Origin of the sequence: Vibrio sp. VP6 (genome assembly GCF_028823755.1) — a bacterium.
GTDB lineage: Bacteria > Pseudomonadota > Gammaproteobacteria > Enterobacterales > Vibrionaceae > Vibrio > Vibrio parahaemolyticus.
Window position 1 is genome coordinate 149,404 of the sequence record NZ_JAPEID010000006.1, and the last position, 18,806, is coordinate 168,209.

The window sequence follows — 18,806 nt, forward strand, 5'->3', positions numbered from 1 at the left end:
CGTTTCTTTACTCTGCGTGTGTCACTAACCAGCAGTTATGGATGTGTTTGTTTCGAGAAAAATCCAAAGGTAAAGTTTGCGATGAAATATTCTGAGCTTTTAGTCCTAGCTCAGCCAACCCTTCTTCATCCATCTTAAAGTGACGTTTATTGTTCGAGAACACAATCGTACCGCCTGCGCGTAACAAACGTTTCAAGTTCGTCATTAGCTTGATATGGTCACGTTGCACGTCGAATGACGTTTCCATACGTTTTGAGTTTGAAAACGTCGGTGGATCAATAAAGATAAGGTCGTATTCGCCTTTTGCATTTTCAAGCCACTGCAGACAATCGGCTTGCTCAAAGCTATGTTGGCGTCCAATACAACCATTCAACTGCATATTGTCTTTTGCCCAGTTCAGGTAAGTGTTTGACATGTCTACTGTCGTTGTTGAACGAGCTCCGCCAACTGCCGCGTGTACTGTTGCACTACCTGTGTAAGCAAATAGGTTCAAGAAATCTTTGCCTTGAGCCATTTCGCCTAAGCGACGACGTGTGATCTTATGATCTAGGAATAGTCCCGTATCAAGATAGTCGTGCAAATTCACGATCAGCTTCACGCCGTACTCGTTCACCTCTAACGTTTCAGATACCTGACCCAACTTTTGATATTGGCTGCGACCTTTCTGCTTTTCACGAACTTTAAGGACAACTTTGTTCGCTTCTACGCCTGTCACTTGAATCGTTGCGCGAATGATATCCGTCAAACGGCGTTTCGCTTTCTCTTCAGGGATATTTTTAGGTGCTGCGTATTCTTGAATCACGATTTGATCGCCATATACGTCAATCGCTACGTTATATTCAGGAAGGTCTGCGTCATAGATGCGGTAGCAATCTAATTTCTCTTTACGAGCCCATTTGCCAATTTTGCCAATGTTTTTCTTCAAACGGTTTGAAAAATCAGGAGCGATTTGAGTATTGGTATCTGCACCTTTTACTTCATCGGCACTACGTTCTGCGATGCTGTAGTTTTTTTGGTGACACGGTAACGCACCATTGTTTAATTTGAATTGCTTATCTGCACGCATGCGAAGACAGCTCAACAACTCATCTGAACTAGAGAAAATAGACGCTTTGCAGCCACCAAATTCTGCTTTCAATTGGCCACCAAACGCGGTGTAAAGCGCAATCAGACCTGGCTCTGTACCCAAACGTTCGCCGTAAGGTGGGTTAGATACAATCACACCATTTTCAAAACCTGCAGGTCGCGTAATAGTTGCCGCATCGCCTTGAGCAAACTCAATCAGTTCCTCAACCCCTGCTCTGCGAGCGTTCTCTTGTGCAACTTTGAGCACTTTAGGGTCGTTATCGAAGCCAAAAAACTTAGCGTCAACTTTCTTGACACTGCGTCTAGCCTGAACGTTTGCTTCTGATTTGATTTCAGCCCATGTATCTGGCTCAAAGTCTTCAAGTGATTCAAAGCACCATTGCTTTCGTTTTACACCAGGAGCCATATTTGCAGCCATCATTGCCGCTTCAATCAGTAACGTACCAGAACCACACATTGGATCGAGAAGTGGCTGATGACCGTCCCAACCACAACGCATAATGATCGCCGCTGCTAATGTTTCACGAAGTGGTGCTCGGCCAGATTCCGGACGGTAGCCACGTTGATGAAGGCCACTGCCTACCATATCAACACCTAAGATAGCTTTATCTTTGTGAAGGCGAACATGAACGCGAATATCAGGACGTTCTTTGCTGATGTTTGGTCGAGGTAAGCCTTTCTTCTCAAAGCAATCAACGATGCCATCTTTTACTTTCATCGCGCCGTACTGACTGTTGCGGATCTCGCGGTTGGTACCGTTAAAGTCCACAACGAAACGCTTAGAACTGTGGAATTGATTCACCCAGTTAATTGACGAAGTCGATAGGTATAGATCCATGTCGTCGTTACAAGTGAATTCAGATAAAACACGTACAAATCGTGATGCCAAGCGGCTCCACAAACAACAACGATAGATTTGCTCATTCGTGGCTTTAAATTTTACGCCCGCCTGTACTGGTTTCGCGTTTTCAATGCCTAGTTTAGTCAGTTCTTCAACAAGCAGGTTTTCCATGCCGTTTGAAGTTACCGCGAGATATTGATTCATAGTGTTCTTTCGTTAATAAAAAATGGCCTTAATTATACCTGACTTTACGATCAATGCCTCGTTTTTAAAGGCGTTTTTAGTTTCACCAGAGCAAACAATCACCAATCACTTGATCTGAAACTTCCTACATTTCGAGCTGAGCATTTCTTTTCCCATTCTTTTCCCATTCTTTTAGCTAACCGAAAACCTTACTTTAAAGAAGAAGTGAATACTTATTTACTTCATAATTGGTATATACCAATGGCAAAATTATGTTGTAATTTACTTACTAATTGTATGTATTGGGGAAGAAATTGGGGAATGTTAGGCGATAAGTTGCCTAATATTAGTGATCGCTAAGATGAAAAAAGTGGAATAAAAGTGACCAGCTTCATAGTTATGTGCTTAACAACGCAGTGATTTCAGCCGATTAATAAAGGTATTTGAAAGGAGAAGGATAAAAAAAATCGACCTGAGGCGGTCGATTAAGGCAAACAAAGGAACGAAATAGAGAAAACTTAAAGAGGTTTAACCCACCATAGCCATTGGAGCCATGACAAATAAATGATTCGCACAAACCATTCTGTCGTGCATAACTTTTATTGGTTGTCCAAACTGCAGCGTTTTATGGCCATCAAGAATGAACTCTTCTTGACCGACATACGCGCATAAGCTTGAAGCTTCGCCAGGTTCTAAAACGATGAAAACCCCTTCAGAATAGCGGTTAGATAGAAATACCATGTCCCCTTCTTCTGGTTCGTGCCCTGTTGATTGAGCATCGAAGAACCAGCTCTTAGGCTGGACTGGTTTATGGAAGCGTTTCGCAGCTACACAGTAAAGTGTTAGCTCGGCCTGACGGTACTCATTGATATCGAGACAGCGAATGCGTTCATTAAACGTTTGAAACGCACTAGCATCGTCGACTGTAAATTCGTTTTTTGAGAAGGCACAGTTGACCAACAGCTTACGGGATAGATTGGTTTGGAAAATCATTTCCTCCCCCAGATCCAGCATTAAGCAAGCTTTGTGCTCGTCAAAATACCAATTCCATTTGTCGCTGGGTTTAAGCATTATTCCGTTCTCTCTTGACTAGTGAATCAATGGTAAAGAGGTAAGACGCTTAATTACCTACTCATGATTTTCTAAATTTTACAAACGAACGGACAAAAAAAAAGAGGAAACGAGTTCCTCTTTTTTCTGAAATAAGCGTTGAATTCTCAGCGATTTATTTGATGAGTGCTACAGATTTTTAACAATATCGCGTACTAGGCCAGGACCATGGTAGATAAAGCCAGTATAAACTTGTACGAGTTGAGCGCCTGCCATCATTTTCTCTTTTGCAGCAACATAAGAGTCAATGCCGCCAACACCAATGATAGGAAGTTTGTCACCCAATGCTTCGTGCAATTTGCGAACAACTTCTGTTGAACGAGATTGCACCGGACGACCGCTTAAACCACCTGCTTCATTTGCGTGTTTCATACCTTCAACTACTGTTCGATCCAGTGTAGTGTTTGTTGCAATAACACCATCGATATTGTTTTTCAGTAGTGATTCACAAATCTGAGTGATTTCATCATCGCTCAAATCAGGGGCAATCTTAAGTGCTAGTGGAACGTACTTACCGTGTTTTTCTGCAAGCTCTGATTGTTTCGCTTTAAGCTCTGATAGTAACTCGTCGAGTGCTTCACCGTATTGTAGAGAGCGAAGCCCCGGAGTGTTTGGAGAAGAAATGTTTACAGCGATGTAACCAGCATATTCGTACACTTTCTCCATACAAATCAAGTAGTCCTCTGCCCCGTTCTCGATTGGTGTATCTTTGTTTTTACCAATGTTGATACCAAGAACACAGTTGAACTTTGCTTTTTTCACATTCTCAACCAGATGATCCACACCTAAGTTGTTAAAGCCCATTCGGTTGATGATGCCTTCTGCTTCAACCAAACGGAACAAACGCGGTTTGTCATTACCTGGCTGAGGACGAGGAGTCACTGTGCCAACTTCAACAAAGCCAAATCCCATCGCATCGAATGCTTCAATACATTCCCCGTTTTTATCTAAACCAGCAGCAAGACCCACTGGGTTACGGAATGTTAACCCCATGCATTCTACTGGACGGTTAGGTAATTGTTGACGATAGAAAAGATCGAGTGGTGTGCCGTTAAAGCGTTGGAAGTTCTTGATTGCAAGATCATGTGCCTTTTCGGCATCAAGTTGGAAAAAGCCAGTTCTGGCTAGACGGTAAAGCATTGTGCCTCCGAAAGAAAAAAGCCCCGTGTAAACGGGTCAATATTATTTACTGTTTTTTATTGTAATTCAATGAAAATGAATGAATTAAGTAAAATTGCATCTTGAGTTAGAAGTTTTTTCATAAAAACAAAGAATTAGCGATTTTTTGCCGCATTGAAATATTCAGTTTCTAATGGAAAAGCAATCGATTTCAGCAGAAGTTAAGTTTTAAAATTTAGTTACAATGTCACGTTAATAGCCGAAATTGGTGTTTGCGGATACAAAAAAGCCTCGCATTTACGAGGCTTTTTCTAATAAGTTAACTCACCTACTCGTTTGAAGAGCAATTCAAATTAAGCAGTACCAGTTCACGAAGAGCTACCGAGAATTTGGCAAATTCATGTACAGAACCGACTTTGAACTCATTAAGGATGCTTTCCCAACGATGAAGTGATTGTTCGTTTGCTTCCATCCACTCTTCAAGCGCTTGCATTACATCAAGATCTTCGCTTGCACACGCACAGTTGAGAACTTGCGCTGTCAACTGACGTTGTTGCCAATCTAGGTCTTCTCGGAATGCCGCGCGAGCTAGAGCTTGCCAGTTGTTGTCGACAGCTTGGCTATTGATTTGTTTCAAGAACCAGTGCAACGACAAGCGATCGCCAAGGTTGAAGTATAGCTTCGATGCTTGTTCAACTGTTTTGCCAGTTTCACTTGCAACCGATGAAATATCCAGTGCCGATTGAAGGCTCGATAGACGTGCTACTTGATGGGCAAGTTTTTCTTCTACCCCACGCTCCATCCATGTTTGAGCCAACTCATTGTGCTCTTCCACTTCAGATTCAACCAGCATGCTATCAAGAGTTTCAGCAATAACATTCACATCTTGTTTGTAGATTGCAATCAACTCACCAACGGTAGATTTACCGCTGCGATTACGCAGTAACCAACGAGCAATACGACGTAGTGCTCGGCGTACGTAGAACATGATCTCGTACTGCGCATCTGCCGTTGCAACGTTGTCTAACGCGCGAGTTTGCTTAAGAATTTCCGCAAGATCAAATATTTCACGTGCTGCACTGTAAGCATTTGCAATATCAACAACACTTGCTCCCGTCTCTTCTTGAAGACGAGTGACGAAATTACAGCCCATTTCGTTAACCATTTGGTTTGCTAGCGCAGTCGCGATAATTTCTGCACGTAGCGGATGGTTAACCATTTGATCTTTATAGTTACGGCGTAACTCACTTGGGAAGTACTCAACCAGTTGTTTCGCATGGAATTCATCATTTGCAATGTCATCCGTCACGAGTTGCTGTTTCAGAACCATTTTGCCGTAAGCGACAAGTACCGATAGCTCAGGACGAGTAAGACCTAGGCCCTGCTTTTCGCGTTCCAGCAACGTTTCATCATCAGGAATGTACTCAAGTGCACGGTCCAAGTACCCTGCTTTTTCCATTGTGTGGATGAAACGAATCTGTTCTTTAACGATGCCAACGCCTTGTTGCTCTGTCACTGAAATGGACTCAGATTGACGGTATGCGTCATCCAGAACGATTTCACCGACCTCTTCTTCCATAGATTCAAGAATTTGGTTGCGTTGTTTAACGGTAAGATCGCCATTTGAAACCAGTCCGTTCAAAAAGATCTTAATGTTTACTTCGTTATCCGAGCAGTCTATACCGCCAACATTGTCAACAAAGTCGGTGTTAACTCGACCACCGTTTAGTGCGTACTCGATACGACCAAGCTGTGTCATACCTAAGTTACCACCTTCACCAACCACTTTTGCGCGCAGCTCACGACCATCAATACGAAGCAGGTCATTTGCTCGGTCACCAACGTCTGTATGCGTTTCAGTCGAAGCTTTAACGTAAGTACCGATACCACCGTTCCAAAGTAGATCCACTTTCATTTTTAGGATCATTTTAATCAGATCGTTTGGTGCTACGGATGCCTTCTTGGTGCCCAACATTTTTTGGATTTCAGGCGTTAGTTGGATCGATTTTGCACGACGTGAGAACACACCACCACCTTGCGAGATCAACTCGGCGTTGTAATCTTCCCAACTTGATCTTGGTAGATTAAACAATCGGTTACGCTCTTCCCAGCTGGTGGCTGAATCTGGGTTCGGATCAATAAAGATGTGCATGTGGTTAAACGCAGCTTGCAGACGAATGTGCTTAGATAGCAGCATACCGTTACCAAACACATCACCAGCCATATCGCCTACGCCGATTGCGGTAAAGTCAGTCGTTTGACAGTTGATGCCCATTTCACGGAAATGACGTTTAACTGATTCCCAACCACCTTTTGCAGTGATACCCATTGCTTTGTGGTCGTAACCGTTTGAACCACCTGACGCAAACGCATCGCCAAGCCAGAAGTTGTATTCTGCTGAGACTGAGTTCGCCAAATCAGAGAATGTCGCCGTGCCTTTGTCGGCAGCAACCACTAGGTATGGGTCATCTTCATCGTGACGAATTACGTTTTGTGGTGGAATCACCTCGCCTTCAATGATGTTGTCAGAAACATCAAGCAATGCGCGAATGAACTGTTTATAGCAGCGTTGACCTTCTGCAAAGATTTCATCACGAGTGGTCAGAGACGGCTGACGCTTACAAACGAAACCACCTTTTGCCCCAACTGGAACAATAACGGTGTTCTTAACTTGCTGAGCTTTTACAAGACCAAGAATTTCTGTACGGAAATCTTCTTGGCGATCTGACCAACGTAAGCCACCACGTGCAACTTTACCGCCACGAAGGTGAACACCCTCAATGTCTGGCGCGTAGACGAAAATCTCAAAAGCAGGAACTGGCTGAGGAATCTCTGGGATTTCGCTTGGTTTCATCTTCAAAGATAGCCAAGGCTTCGACTGCTTGTTTTCGTCCAACTGGTAGTAGTTAGTACGCAGCGTTGCCATAATCATATCCATGTAACGACGAATAATACGATCATCATCTAGGCTTTCTACACGATCCAGTTGTTCAGTCAGCTTCTTAATCAGATCACTTTGGCCTTTTTCGCTGCCTTTATGTTTTGGATCGAAACGTTTAGCAAATAGGTTAACCAAGCCAGTAGCTAAATCAGGGTAATGGCTTAGTGTATCTTCAATGTATTGTTGGCTGAATGGGAAACCAACTTGACGCATGTAGCGCGCGTAAGCACGTAGAATCGAGATTTCACGACCAGATAACGAAGCACCCAGTACCAAACGGTTGAAACCATCACTTTCTAGATCCCCTGCCCAAATCGCTGCAAATGCTTGTTGGAAACGATCACGAGCTTCGCGAAGATCAACGGTTTTTTCGCTCTTATGCAGCATTGAGAAATCTAGGATCCAGAACGTCTGGCCATTGTTTTTCTCGATCTCGTAAGGAGATTCACCAATCACGCGTAGACCCAAGTTTTCCAACATTGGCATTACGTCTGATAGATGGATTGGTTCGTCACGATGGTAAAGTTTTAAGCGAACCGCTTTCGAATCCGTTGCAACTTCCTGCGGACGGTAGAAAAGCATGCCAAGTTTGTTGTCGTCACTCAGTGCTTCAAGGCGCTCAATGTCTGCAACAGCAGAACCAGGCATCATGTCTTCTTTGTATGAACGAGGGAACGCGCTCATGTACTCTTTCGATAGTGGTAGACCTTTGCTTTCACCAAAGTTAGCAATGATCGACTCTTTTAATCTGTCGTCCCAAGAGGTAGAAACTTCCATTAAATTCTGCTCGATTTTTTTCACGTCTACATCAATGTTGTTATTGTCTACACGAACAATGTAATGCGTTCTTGCCAATGGGCTTTCAGAGAAGAACGTCGTAAATTCAACTTCTTGTTCACAGCCAAAATACTGCTTAAGAATGCGTTGAGTTTGGCGGCGGAGTTCTGTGTTGTAACGGTCTTTCGTTACGTACACCATGCAGCTGAAGAAACGACCGAACGGGTCTTTACGTACGAACAAACGTAGTAAGTCACGGTCTTGCATTTGTACTACGCCCATGCCGACTTCAAGCAAATCTTCTTCGTTCGCTTGTAGCAGTTCATCACGTGGGTAGTTTTCAAGAATATTATGCAGCGCTTTGTAGGAGTATGAGCCGCGGCGGTAACCACTTGCTTCTAAGATACGATCTACTTTTTCTCGAATTAGAGGAATGCTGTGAACAGCTTGGTTGTATACCGCGGATGTGTACAAACCAGTGAAGCGGTGCTCGCCAATTACTTTGCCATTTTCATCAAACTTTTTGATGCCGATGTAGTCGGTGTAAGCAGGACGGTGGATACGAGACGCTTGATTGCCTTTCGTAATGATCAAAGCGTAAGGTTTTTTCGCTTCTAGTCTTGCTGAATCAGACAATTCAGACAATTTAACGCTGCGAATGCGCTTTTCATCAGCAAACAGACCTAGGCCTTTTTCTTTTGCTGGTCGTAGTTCCGTATCACCATTTATTTCCGCTAAGTCATAATCTTTGTAACCCATAAAGGTAAAGTTATGATCACCAAGCCAACGTAAAAATGCGATGGTTTCGTCCAAACGATCGGTTTTCATCGAAACACGATCTTTGTTTTTTTCAAGATCATCTGTAACGATCTTGAGTTTGTCGACCATTGGCTGCCAGTCATTAACAACTAGGCGTGTATCAGACAGGATGTTCAATAACTCTTCTTTAAGAGCTTGCATCTCTTCTTTACTTGTTAGGCGGTCAACTTCGATGTGGAATAGTGATTGAAGAACACCACCCTCACCGTTCACTTCTGTTACTTGACCTTTTTTATCACGCTCTAGCTGAGTTGGATTATTGAGCATTAAATGGCAAACAAGATCTAAGCGCGCTAGCGCCATCTTGATTGAATCCACTAAGAATGGACTATCTGGAACAACAACTTCTACGATTGTGTGTGTGGATTGCCAGCCTTGACGACTTACGGTCGGGTTAAACACACGGACCGAGATATCTTCTGGTTTTTTTTCGTTTATGTGGTGCCAAAGACTGACAACAGCACCATAGAGGTCGGATTCGTTTCGCTGAATCAAGTCATCATCAGCAATGTTACTAAATAAGTGTTGAGCAAGTTTGGTTACAAGCGTTTGGTGAGAAAGCTCGAGTTTGTCTTGAATCAGTTGGTAAACCTTTTCAAGCAGAACCGGCACTACATTTTCACGCGCGGTCATATTCACACTCCACATTAGAATTGTTGTTTTGTAGGGGGACTTAGTAACAGGGTTGTTACCCTAGAAACTAAGCATAGGTAATGCATGCACTCATTGTAAAAGCATAATTACAAATGTTTAACAACTATTCGCTGTGGTAGGAGGTGAAATGTCTGATTCTGTGACTAAGATTCCTATTTAACTCTCTACAAATACAAAGCATCACAGAGTTTCTAACTTTAGAAACTTGTTATTTTGGTCAGTTGTTAGCCTAAATTGGCCTCTCACCCCTAATTGGCTAAGAAATGGTCTAAATTTGGCTGCAGGAAGTTGTAGCCTTAAGCCGTTGTTTGTTATGACTTGAACGGAACTTGCGGCGCCCGAGTAATGGGACAGAAATGTTTGATAAGGAATATTCAGCGTAAAGTAATAGTGCTTCATGAACTAGAAACGTTGTAGTAGATACAATTAGGGTGGTCATTGCGACCACCCTATTATTTTAGCGACTATTCGTCTAGTGCTTTAGTCACTTTTTCAAACAGGTCTTTGGCAAGGTTGTCCATTGCTTTTAGTTTTTCAAGTTCTGCTCGAATCATCGCTTGGCGAGCTTCATCGTATTTACGGAACTTCAGCAGAGGATCAATCATGCGAGATGCAACTTGAGGGTTGGAGTCGTTCAACTGACGAAGAATTTCACCGGCAAATTGGTAACCAGAACCCGATTTGTCGTGGAAACGAACTGGGTTTGCAGCCAAGAACGAGCCAATTAAGCTGCGCGTACGGTTCGGGTTCTTCAAGCTGAACGCTTCGTGATTCATGGTAGCTTTCACTTTTTCAAGTGCATCTTCTGCTGGGTTACTACCCTGCATTGCAAACCATTTGTCCATAACCAAACCGTCATGTTTCCACTTGTCGCTGTAATCAGCCATCAGCTCTTCACGACATTCCAGTTGAGCACTGTTCGCTGCACTCATAGCTGCAATGGTATCGGTCATGTTATTGGCAGCTTCATACTGCGCTTTAACTAACGTATTACCTTTGTCTGTATGAGCTAAGAACTGAAGACATTGATTACGCAACGCACGTTTGCCGATTGCTGCATGGTCGATGGTGTATTCGGCTTGTTTTAGCGTGTGGTAAGTGGCACTTAGTTCGTCTTCCAATGCGGCAGAAAGTGACACTGTAATGCTATTTAAAGCCGTATCAACTGCATCTACATCAATCTGTTTGTACCAGCCTGTGATTTCATTGATAGATGGCAATGAGAAGACTTGAGCGATAAATGCAGGCTCTAAGTTTTCATCCAATAATACGCCGCGGAATGCATCGATAAGATCTTCTGAAAGTTGAACCTCACTGCCCGTTTGGACATTGTTGACATTTTGTCGAATGTACTTCGCTAATAGCATTTGGCTTGCATCCCAACGAGCAAAATCGTTGGTTGCGTGCTTCATTAGGAAGATCAGTTCTGCGTCGCTGTAATCGTATTCCAATTTAACTGGCGCAGAGAACTCGCGTAACAATGAAGGCACTGGTTGATCTGCGACATTCTCGAACACAAATGTTTGTTTATCTTGCTTGATGTCCAAAACATTGTGAACTGATTCGCCGTTAATGATCAGTGGGATAATCTGACCTTTCGAATCATACAGCTCGATATCGAATGGAATGTGCAGTGCTTGTTTTTCTGCTTGGTCTTGCGTTGCTTCAGTAAATTGCTCAACTGTTAGCGCGTAAGTTTTTGCTTCAGCGTTGTATTCGCTGTTTACACGAAGTGTTGGTGTACCAGATTGGCTATACCATAGACGGAATTGCTTAAGGTCAACGCCCGTTGCATCTTCCATTGCAGAAACGAAGTCTTCACATGTTGCCGCGGTACCGTCGTGACGCTCAAAGTAAAGCTTCATACCTTTTTGGAAACCTTCCTCGCCAAGCAAAGTGTGGTACATACGAATCACTTCACTGCCCTTTTCATAAACGGTCAGCGTATAAAAGTTATTCATTTCAATAACTTTGTCAGGACGAATTGGGTGTGACATTGGGCTTGCATCTTCAGCAAACTGAGGGCCACGAATAATGCGTACGTTGTCGATTCGATTTACCGCACGTGAACCTAAGTCAGAAGAAAACTCTTGATCACGGAACACCGTCAAACCTTCTTTTAGGCTCAGCTGGAACCAATCACGGCAAGTCACGCGGTTGCCTGTCCAGTTATGGAAGTATTCATGGCCAATCACAGCTTCAATACCCAAGTAATCTCGGTCTGTCGCCGTTTGGTCATTCGCCAGAACAAACTTAGAGTTAAAGATATTTAGGCCTTTGTTTTCCATTGCGCCCATGTTGAAGAAATCAACCGCCACGATCATGTAAATATCGAGGTCGTATTCTAGACCAAAGCGTTCTTCGTCCCACTTCATTGAGTTGATTAGCGATGTCATCGCGTGACCCGCTCGGTCTAAGTTGCCTTTATCGACAAAGATTTCTAGGTCAACGTTGCGACCAGACATTGTGGTGTATTTATCGCGAAGAACATCAAAGTCACCAGCGACAAGCGCAAATAGATAAGCTGGTTTTGGATGTGGATCTTGCCATTGCACCCAATGACGACCGTTCTCTGCTTCGCCTTGTGCAATACGGTTACCATTGCTGAGCAAGTATGGATATGTTGCTTTATCTGCAATGACTTTGGTTGTGTATTTTGCCAGTACGTCTGGGCGATCTAAGTAATACGTGATGCGGCGGAAGCCTTCTGCTTCACACTGTGTACAGAATGCACCACCAGATTTGTACAGACCTTCAAGTGCGGTGTTGGCTTCAGGATCAATTTTAGTGATGATTTCAAGTTCGAACTCAGCAGGTAAGTCAGACAGTACTAGGGACGCCTCTTTTACTTCATGATGCGCCCAATCTTCGCCGTTCACCTTAACTGAACGAAGCTCTAACCCTTCACCATCCAGTTCTAGAGTCGTTGATTCACCCTTTTGAACTACTTTTGATAGTGCAGTAACGATGGTGTCGTTGTCGTAAAGATCAAACGTAAGATCAATATCAGTAATTGTGTGGGATGGCGCTTGATAATCTTTACGATATTTCGCCTGGGGAGCTTGAGACATGTCCATAAATCCTTGTATGTCGAACTACAAAAATACCAGTTTACAGGTCTCAAACCCTTTAACTGGTATCACGATATAAGCTATTTGTATGGGTTGTGGTATCAGAATACAAGTCTTTCTATAAAAAAACGGAGCTTTTTGATGGTTAGCTCCGCTTTCTGATTAACATTTACTCAACATTACAAGTTTGCCGTATGAATACTCATTTATAGAATCAACAATATGAATGACTCATTGTGTGACTCGGTTGAGTACGGCATACATATCACCACTACTATCTTGGATGGTGAGTTCATTTTCTTTAAGTTTGTACGTTGTGCCCTGCTCGCCGTTTTCATACAAAAGAACTAAATACTCGTCTTCAGTGTAAAACACGCCTTGTTTAACGGACTCTTCACCGGCTTCGTTTGAGACACGGAACAAGAACACGAAGTCAGGCTGCAAAATCAGATCCATGTGGTTAATGTTATTTGCCATCAATCCATCGCCAGAGACATGAGAGCTTGACCAAATACCGGCTAAAGCGTTCGATAACCCTTTAGTAAAAGTGACACCGTTTAAATCCAAGGTATTGTGATTGTTTCGGTAAGCGTAAATTTGGGGCTCATCGGTATTCAATCCAAGAACAATTGTGTCTTCATTGGCGTTATACATACCTTCCCAATGATCAACAGAATAATCTTTTTTCTGAATATCAATGGAGAATGTGTAATCAGAGCCTAAAGAAAGTTTGATCGCTCGGAAGTTTTCAGCCGATTCGTCGGGCCTCGGATTCATTAAATACCAATCCCCAATCAGAAACGGCGTATCAAAGTGACTAAGATCGTCTTCCTTTGTGTTTTCTCCAGCGAACACGCTTAAGCAGCAAAAGCTAAGCAAAATAAAGAACCATTTCATATCGGCATCCTTATCGTTTTCTTTTAGCTTAGGCATTGGTGCTCTATTTCGCGAAATATTTGATCTATATCACGTAAATTATTGCAGTAAAATAAGCGCACAACCGACTTTGTGCCGTCAACTTTGCAGGCTAAAAGGCATAAAAAAAGAGCGAACCCTTAGGACTCGCCCTTTTTGTACTGAATTGCCAGTGCTTATGACTGTTTTGGTGCTTTAAGCATATCAACCATAATCGCAACAGATTCATCTAAATAAACATCAGGTGCTTCGTAGTCTTTAGGCACATCATCCAAAGATTTGAATGTTTTCTTACCCAAAGCCGTTTGACGTTCATTAATACGTTTCAAACGTAATGCTTCTGCTTTATCTGACTCGTCTTTGCGGACTTTCTCGTTTAGAGACAACATGTTGTCGTCTTTTTCTTTACGATACTTCTCAATGTCTTCGTTAATGAAGCGGAATTCCATCTCATCAGCGATTCGCTTATTGTGAAGTTCTGTCAAGTTTGCAATCAACTTGTCGTTATCTGGAAATGTCTGATAAGTCGCCTTATCGATGCTATCCCAAGGCAGAGCATTGTCTTCAACACTTTCACCGGTTTCACTCGGATCAATTGGTGTTGGGTACGCAATGTCTGGCGCTACACCACGGTTCTGAGTACTGCCGCCATCGATGCGGTAGAACTTTTGAATCGTATATTGAACATAGCCGAGCTCTTTATCGAAAAGATCGTAGATATGATTCAATGAACGGTGCTGCTGAACCGTACCTTTACCAAACGAGTTTTCGCCAAGAATGACGGCGCGGTTGTAGTCTTGCATTGCAGCTGCGAAAATTTCAGATGCCGATGCACTGTAGCGGTTGATTAATACCGTCAAAGGACCATCGTAACTTACCAGTCCGTCGGTATCAGCATTAACTTTGATGCGGCCATAGCTGTCGCGCACTTGTACGACTGGGCCTTCTTTAATGAAGAGGCCAGTAAGTGCTGTTGCTTCAGTAAGAGCACCACCACCGTTGTTACGTAAATCAACGATGATACCGTCAACGTTTTTCGCTTTTAGGTCAGTAAGTAGCTTGTCTGTGTCTTGTGAAAGACCGACGTAGAAACTTGGTACTTCAAGAACACCAATCTTCTTGCCGTCTTTCTCAATGATCTCTGACTTAACCGCTCGATCTTCTAAACGAACTTTGTCGCGCACAATTGTGACAATGTAACTCTTTGCGTCATTACCTTCTGGCAAGATTTGTAGATTAACCTTTGTTCCTTTAGGACCTTTGATTAATTGAACTACATCATCCAGACGCCAGCCAATCACATCGACAATTTCTTCACCGTCTTGACCAACACCAATGATGCGGTCCCCTTCACCAAGTTGCTTACTCTTAGACGCAGGGCCACCAACTACCAATGAACGAATAACAGTGTAGTCATCTGTCATTTGCAAAACGGCACCAATCCCTTCAAGAGACAGGTTCATTTCTGATTGGAATTGCTCGGCGTTGCGAGGAGAAAGGTAACTAGTATGAGGGTCGACCTGTCTTGCGAAGGCGTTCATATAAAGCTGGAACGCGTCTTCATTGTTGGTCTGTGTGATACGCTTCATCGCGTTGTTATAACGCTTCTCTAAAACTTCTTTAATTTCAGGCCATTCTTTGCCCGTCAGTTTTAGATTCAAAGCGTCATATTTCACGCGTTTACGCCACAACTCATTAAGCTCAGCTTCATCCTTTGGCCATGCGGCTTCTGATCGATCTAGTTCAATCTCGTCTGCGTTATCAAACTTGATCTCTTTGTCGAGCAAAGTCATCGCGTAGGCGAAACGTTCAAAACGTTTTTGCATAGAAAGATTGTAAACATCAAAAGCAATCTTGTTGTTACCAGCTTTAAGCTGATCATCAAGTTCAATTGACCAATCTTTGAAGGAATCGATATCCGCTTGAGTGAAAATATTTCTATTGTAATCAAGCATTTCTACATAGCGTTCAAAGATCGCTTTAGAGAAATCATCGTTTAGATTGAAATGCTTATAATGAGAGCGGGTAAATCGAGAGGTGACTCGTTTGCTGGCTGTTTCGTGCTGAACTTCAGGAACGAGAACCGGCAAGTCATCTTTATGTAGTTTGGCTTCGAGAGCCTGAGCTGATGCTGCTAGCCATAAGCTAGCAGCAATCAGGGTCACTTTTGAACGGCAATTCATGCGTAGGAGTATCTCCCTTATGCGCGCAAGTGCTCCGCTTTTACAACCATTTGTAGGCCGTTAGCAAGTTGAACACGTACATCATCCTTATTTATCTCAACAATGGTCGCTGCCATGTTTCCTTTGCCCATGTTCACGTTTACTGCATTGCCTACTGTGATTTCATCAGCATTTAGAGCGCGCGTTTCTACAGGCTTAGTTGGTTTTTGTACTTTTGGTTTGTTAGTTCGGCGAGGCTGTTGAGGCTTTTTATTAGCCGCTGGTTTTGCTTTCGCCTTACCCTCTTCACGAGCTTTCTGTGCTTGTTCTTTACGACGAGCTTGAACTTTCGCTTTGCTTTCAGCAAGTGTCGCCTTAGCGTGTTCTACGTGTTCTTCTTCTAGTTCACCACAAGGGTTGCCATCTAGGTCAACACGTACCGCACCTGGTTTTACACCGTGTAGGTAACGCCATGATGAAGTGTACTGTCTTAACGCTGCACGAAGCTGAGTTTTGCTTACTTTTTCGTCTTCATTTAGACGTTCCGCAAGATCTTGAAAAATACCAATTTTCAGAGGTTTTGCTTCACCTTCTAAAGTAAAGCACTTAGGGAAACATTCAGCAATATATGCGATAACTTCTTTGCTGTTTTTTAACTTTTCAGTCATGAGGGTTCCTGATTTGAGCGGATTTCCGCGAAGCATTAAGAAAAATATTCTCGTATTATAGTGACATGCCAAGGAAAAACCACACTCGTGGGCTAATTTATGCGTCGTTCGCGTGTGAATTAAGCAGCTTTTCTACTTCTGACATAAAATGTGTGAGACCTTCCTCGTCTGTTTCATTGAATCGACCGATACTTGGGCTATCGATATCCAATACGCCAGCAACTTTTCCATTGATTGAAAACGGAATCACAATTTCAGAATTACTCGCGGCATCACATGCGATATGACCTTCAAATTCGTGAACGTCGTATACTCTTTGAGTAGTATTTGTTTTTGCAGCTGTACCACAAACGCCTCGTCCCATTGGGATACGAACGCAAGCTGGTTTACCTTGGAATGGGCCTAATATAAGCTCATCCCCTTTTGTTAGGTAGAAGCCTGCCCAGTTGAGGTCTTCAAGCTCCATAAATAGTAAAGAGCTTAGGTTCGCCAAGTTAGCGATAAAGTCTGGCTCAGATTCAATTAGGGCTACTGCTTGTTTGGTGAGTCGTTGGTATTGTTCTATGTTCATATTAACTTCCTACTTATTATTAAAGCTTCCATTCTCTTCGTATGGCGCTAAAATGCTGACCTACTTTAAAATAGGACTTATTCTCAATTACAATGATTCCGAAAAATGACACTATTAGCCGTTCTTGGTTGATAACACAAGTTAAAAAGCACAAGTCAAAGCTGATTTTAGCGAACTTGATTGCTATTGTGGCGACCTTGATTAGTGTTCCAATCCCTCTTCTTATGCCATTAATGGTTGATGAAGTGCTATTGGACAAACCTGCCTCTGGTCTTTCTGCCATGAACGCTGTGCTTCCTGAAGCGTGGCATACCCCAACTGGATATATCTTTTTTACGCTTTTTTTAGTTGTGCTCATGCGCGCAGCCAGCCAAGCGTTGAACATTGTTCAAAGTCGTCAATTCACACTGGTATCGAAAACCATTACGTTTGAGATGCGCAGTAAAATGATCGACAAATTGGGTCGAATCAGTATTCGTCAGTACGAAACCAAAGGCAGTGGAGGAATTAACGCCCACCTTATTACTGATATAGAAACCATCGATCAATTTGTTGGTTCGACACTCGCAAAGTTTGTTATCAGCTTTTTGACCGTAATAGGCACCGCTATCGTTCTGCTTTGGCTAGATTGGCGTCTGGGCTTATTTATTCTACTCGTAAACCCTATTGTCATTTATTTCTCTCGCAAACTTGGCAGTATGGTCAAGCATCTCAAGCGTAAAGAAAACCACTCGTTCGAAATTTTCCAAAACCGACTGGTAGAAACGTTGGATGGTATTTACCAGCTGCGCGCTGCCAATAAAGAGCGCGAATTTCTTCAGCAGTTAAAAGAGAGTGCCAATCAAGTCCGCGTCGATGCTGACAAATACGCCTGGCAATCAGAAGCGGCTGGTCGAGTTTCTTTCTTACTCTTCTTAATCGGTTTTGAATTATTCCGTGCGGTTGCCATGTTAATGGTGATGTTTAGTGACCTAACAATTGGCCAAATTTTCGCTGTATTTGGTTATCTATGGTTTATGTTGTCCCCTGTTCAAGAGCTTCTTGGAATACAATTCTCTTGGTATAGCGCAAAAGCCGCATTGAAACGTATTAACGACCTTCTAGAGTTGGAAGAAGAAGATAGACCTGTCTCGAAGGTGAATCCTTTCAACGAAACACGCGAAGTCGATGTAAAAATCGAGCATGTGGATTTCTCATATAATAATGAGAACAAAGTGTTGGATGACCTGTCGTTACATATTCCAGCGGGCAAAAAAGTTGCGTTAGTGGGCGCGAGCGGCGGTGGTAAATCAACACTGATTCAACTGCTAATTGGTGTTTACCGACAGAACGCAGGTAGCATTCGTTTTAATGATGAGTTAACAGAAGATATTGGTTTTGAAGTGATCCGCGACAAAATTGCCGTGGTATTACAGCAACCTATACTATTTAACGACACCTTGAGGCATAATCTGACGCTCGGTGGTCACTTTGATGAAATGTCTTTGTGGAGAGCGCTCGAAGTTGCTCAATTACAAGATGTGATTTCTCAACTTAACCACGGTTTGGATACGCAAATTGGCCGCAACGGGATTCGTTTATCCGGCGGACAACGCCAACGCCTAGCGATTGCACGTATGGTGTTAAGCAATCCTCAATTTGTTATTTTAGATGAAGCCACGTCTGCGCTCGATACTGCAACAGAAGCTGCACTACATAAAGCGCTAACAGAATTCCTACGTGGTCGAACAACCTTAATCGTCGCGCACCGTCTATCGGCAGTAAAACAATCAGATTTGATCTATGTGCTTGAAGATGGGAAAGTGACACAAACAGGAACCCATGGTGAGCTCGTTGAGCAAGAAGGCTTATATCAAACCTTGTACGGGGGCATTCAGTCCCAAGCTTAA

11 protein-coding genes are annotated in these 18,806 nt (G+C 43.0%); 1 reads left to right on the plus strand and 10 read right to left on the minus strand.

Annotated elements, in window-relative coordinates:
* Positions 1 to 7 precede the first annotated feature (7 nt).
* The 10 genes from rlmKL to OU793_RS06355 form a co-directional block, all read right to left on the minus strand.
* On the minus strand, positions 8 to 2,131 hold the full coding sequence (rlmKL, locus tag OU793_RS06310) for a bifunctional 23S rRNA (guanine(2069)-N(7))-methyltransferase RlmK/23S rRNA (guanine(2445)-N(2))-methyltransferase RlmL (RefSeq protein WP_159404110.1): 2,124 nt from the start codon (positions 2,129 to 2,131) through the stop codon (positions 8 to 10).
* A 507-nt stretch (positions 2,132 to 2,638) separates the two neighbouring features.
* Positions 2,639 to 3,181: a cell division protein ZapC gene (locus OU793_RS06315; protein WP_005494967.1), complete on the minus strand. Its 543-nt coding sequence runs from the start codon at positions 3,179 to 3,181 to the stop codon at positions 2,639 to 2,641.
* Between the two features lie 168 nt (positions 3,182 to 3,349).
* Complete coding sequence (pyrD, locus tag OU793_RS06320; protein WP_005458264.1) at positions 3,350 to 4,360, minus strand: quinone-dependent dihydroorotate dehydrogenase; 1,011 nt, start codon at positions 4,358 to 4,360, stop codon at positions 3,350 to 3,352.
* Positions 4,361 to 4,667: 307 nt separating this feature from the next.
* Complete coding sequence (locus OU793_RS06325) at positions 4,668 to 9,509, minus strand: NAD-glutamate dehydrogenase (protein ID WP_274647739.1); 4,842 nt, start codon at positions 9,507 to 9,509, stop codon at positions 4,668 to 4,670.
* 201 nt (positions 9,510 to 9,710) lie between these two features.
* Positions 9,711 to 9,929 (minus strand): DUF2835 domain-containing protein, encoded by a 219-nt coding sequence (locus tag OU793_RS06330; protein WP_074546339.1) that lies wholly within the window; start codon positions 9,927 to 9,929, stop codon positions 9,711 to 9,713.
* Between the two features lie 65 nt (positions 9,930 to 9,994).
* Positions 9,995 to 12,601 carry an aminopeptidase N gene (pepN, locus tag OU793_RS06335; RefSeq protein ID WP_159404108.1) on the minus strand — a complete coding sequence of 869 codons (2,607 nt, stop codon included), beginning with the start codon at positions 12,599 to 12,601 and terminating at the stop codon, positions 9,995 to 9,997.
* Between the two features lie 231 nt (positions 12,602 to 12,832).
* A complete protein-coding gene (locus OU793_RS06340) occupies positions 12,833 to 13,498 on the minus strand; it encodes a hypothetical protein (RefSeq protein ID WP_021448557.1) in 666 nt (221 codons plus the stop codon).
* A 194-nt stretch (positions 13,499 to 13,692) separates the two neighbouring features.
* Positions 13,693 to 15,699, minus strand: coding sequence for a carboxy terminal-processing peptidase (gene prc / locus OU793_RS06345; protein WP_159404107.1), 2,007 nt, complete (start codon positions 15,697 to 15,699; stop codon positions 13,693 to 13,695).
* A 17-nt stretch (positions 15,700 to 15,716) separates the two neighbouring features.
* Positions 15,717 to 16,346, minus strand: coding sequence for an RNA chaperone ProQ (proQ, locus tag OU793_RS06350; protein WP_005458274.1), 630 nt, complete (start codon positions 16,344 to 16,346; stop codon positions 15,717 to 15,719).
* 97 nt (positions 16,347 to 16,443) lie between these two features.
* Positions 16,444 to 16,917 carry a GAF domain-containing protein gene (locus OU793_RS06355; RefSeq protein WP_140079210.1) on the minus strand — a complete coding sequence of 158 codons (474 nt, stop codon included), beginning with the start codon at positions 16,915 to 16,917 and terminating at the stop codon, positions 16,444 to 16,446.
* 92 nt (positions 16,918 to 17,009) lie between these two features.
* Here OU793_RS06355 and OU793_RS06360 point away from each other — a divergent pair, with 92 nt between their 5' ends.
* On the plus strand, positions 17,010 to 18,806 hold the full coding sequence (locus OU793_RS06360) for an ABC transporter ATP-binding protein (RefSeq protein ID WP_140103899.1): 1,797 nt from the start codon (positions 17,010 to 17,012) through the stop codon (positions 18,804 to 18,806).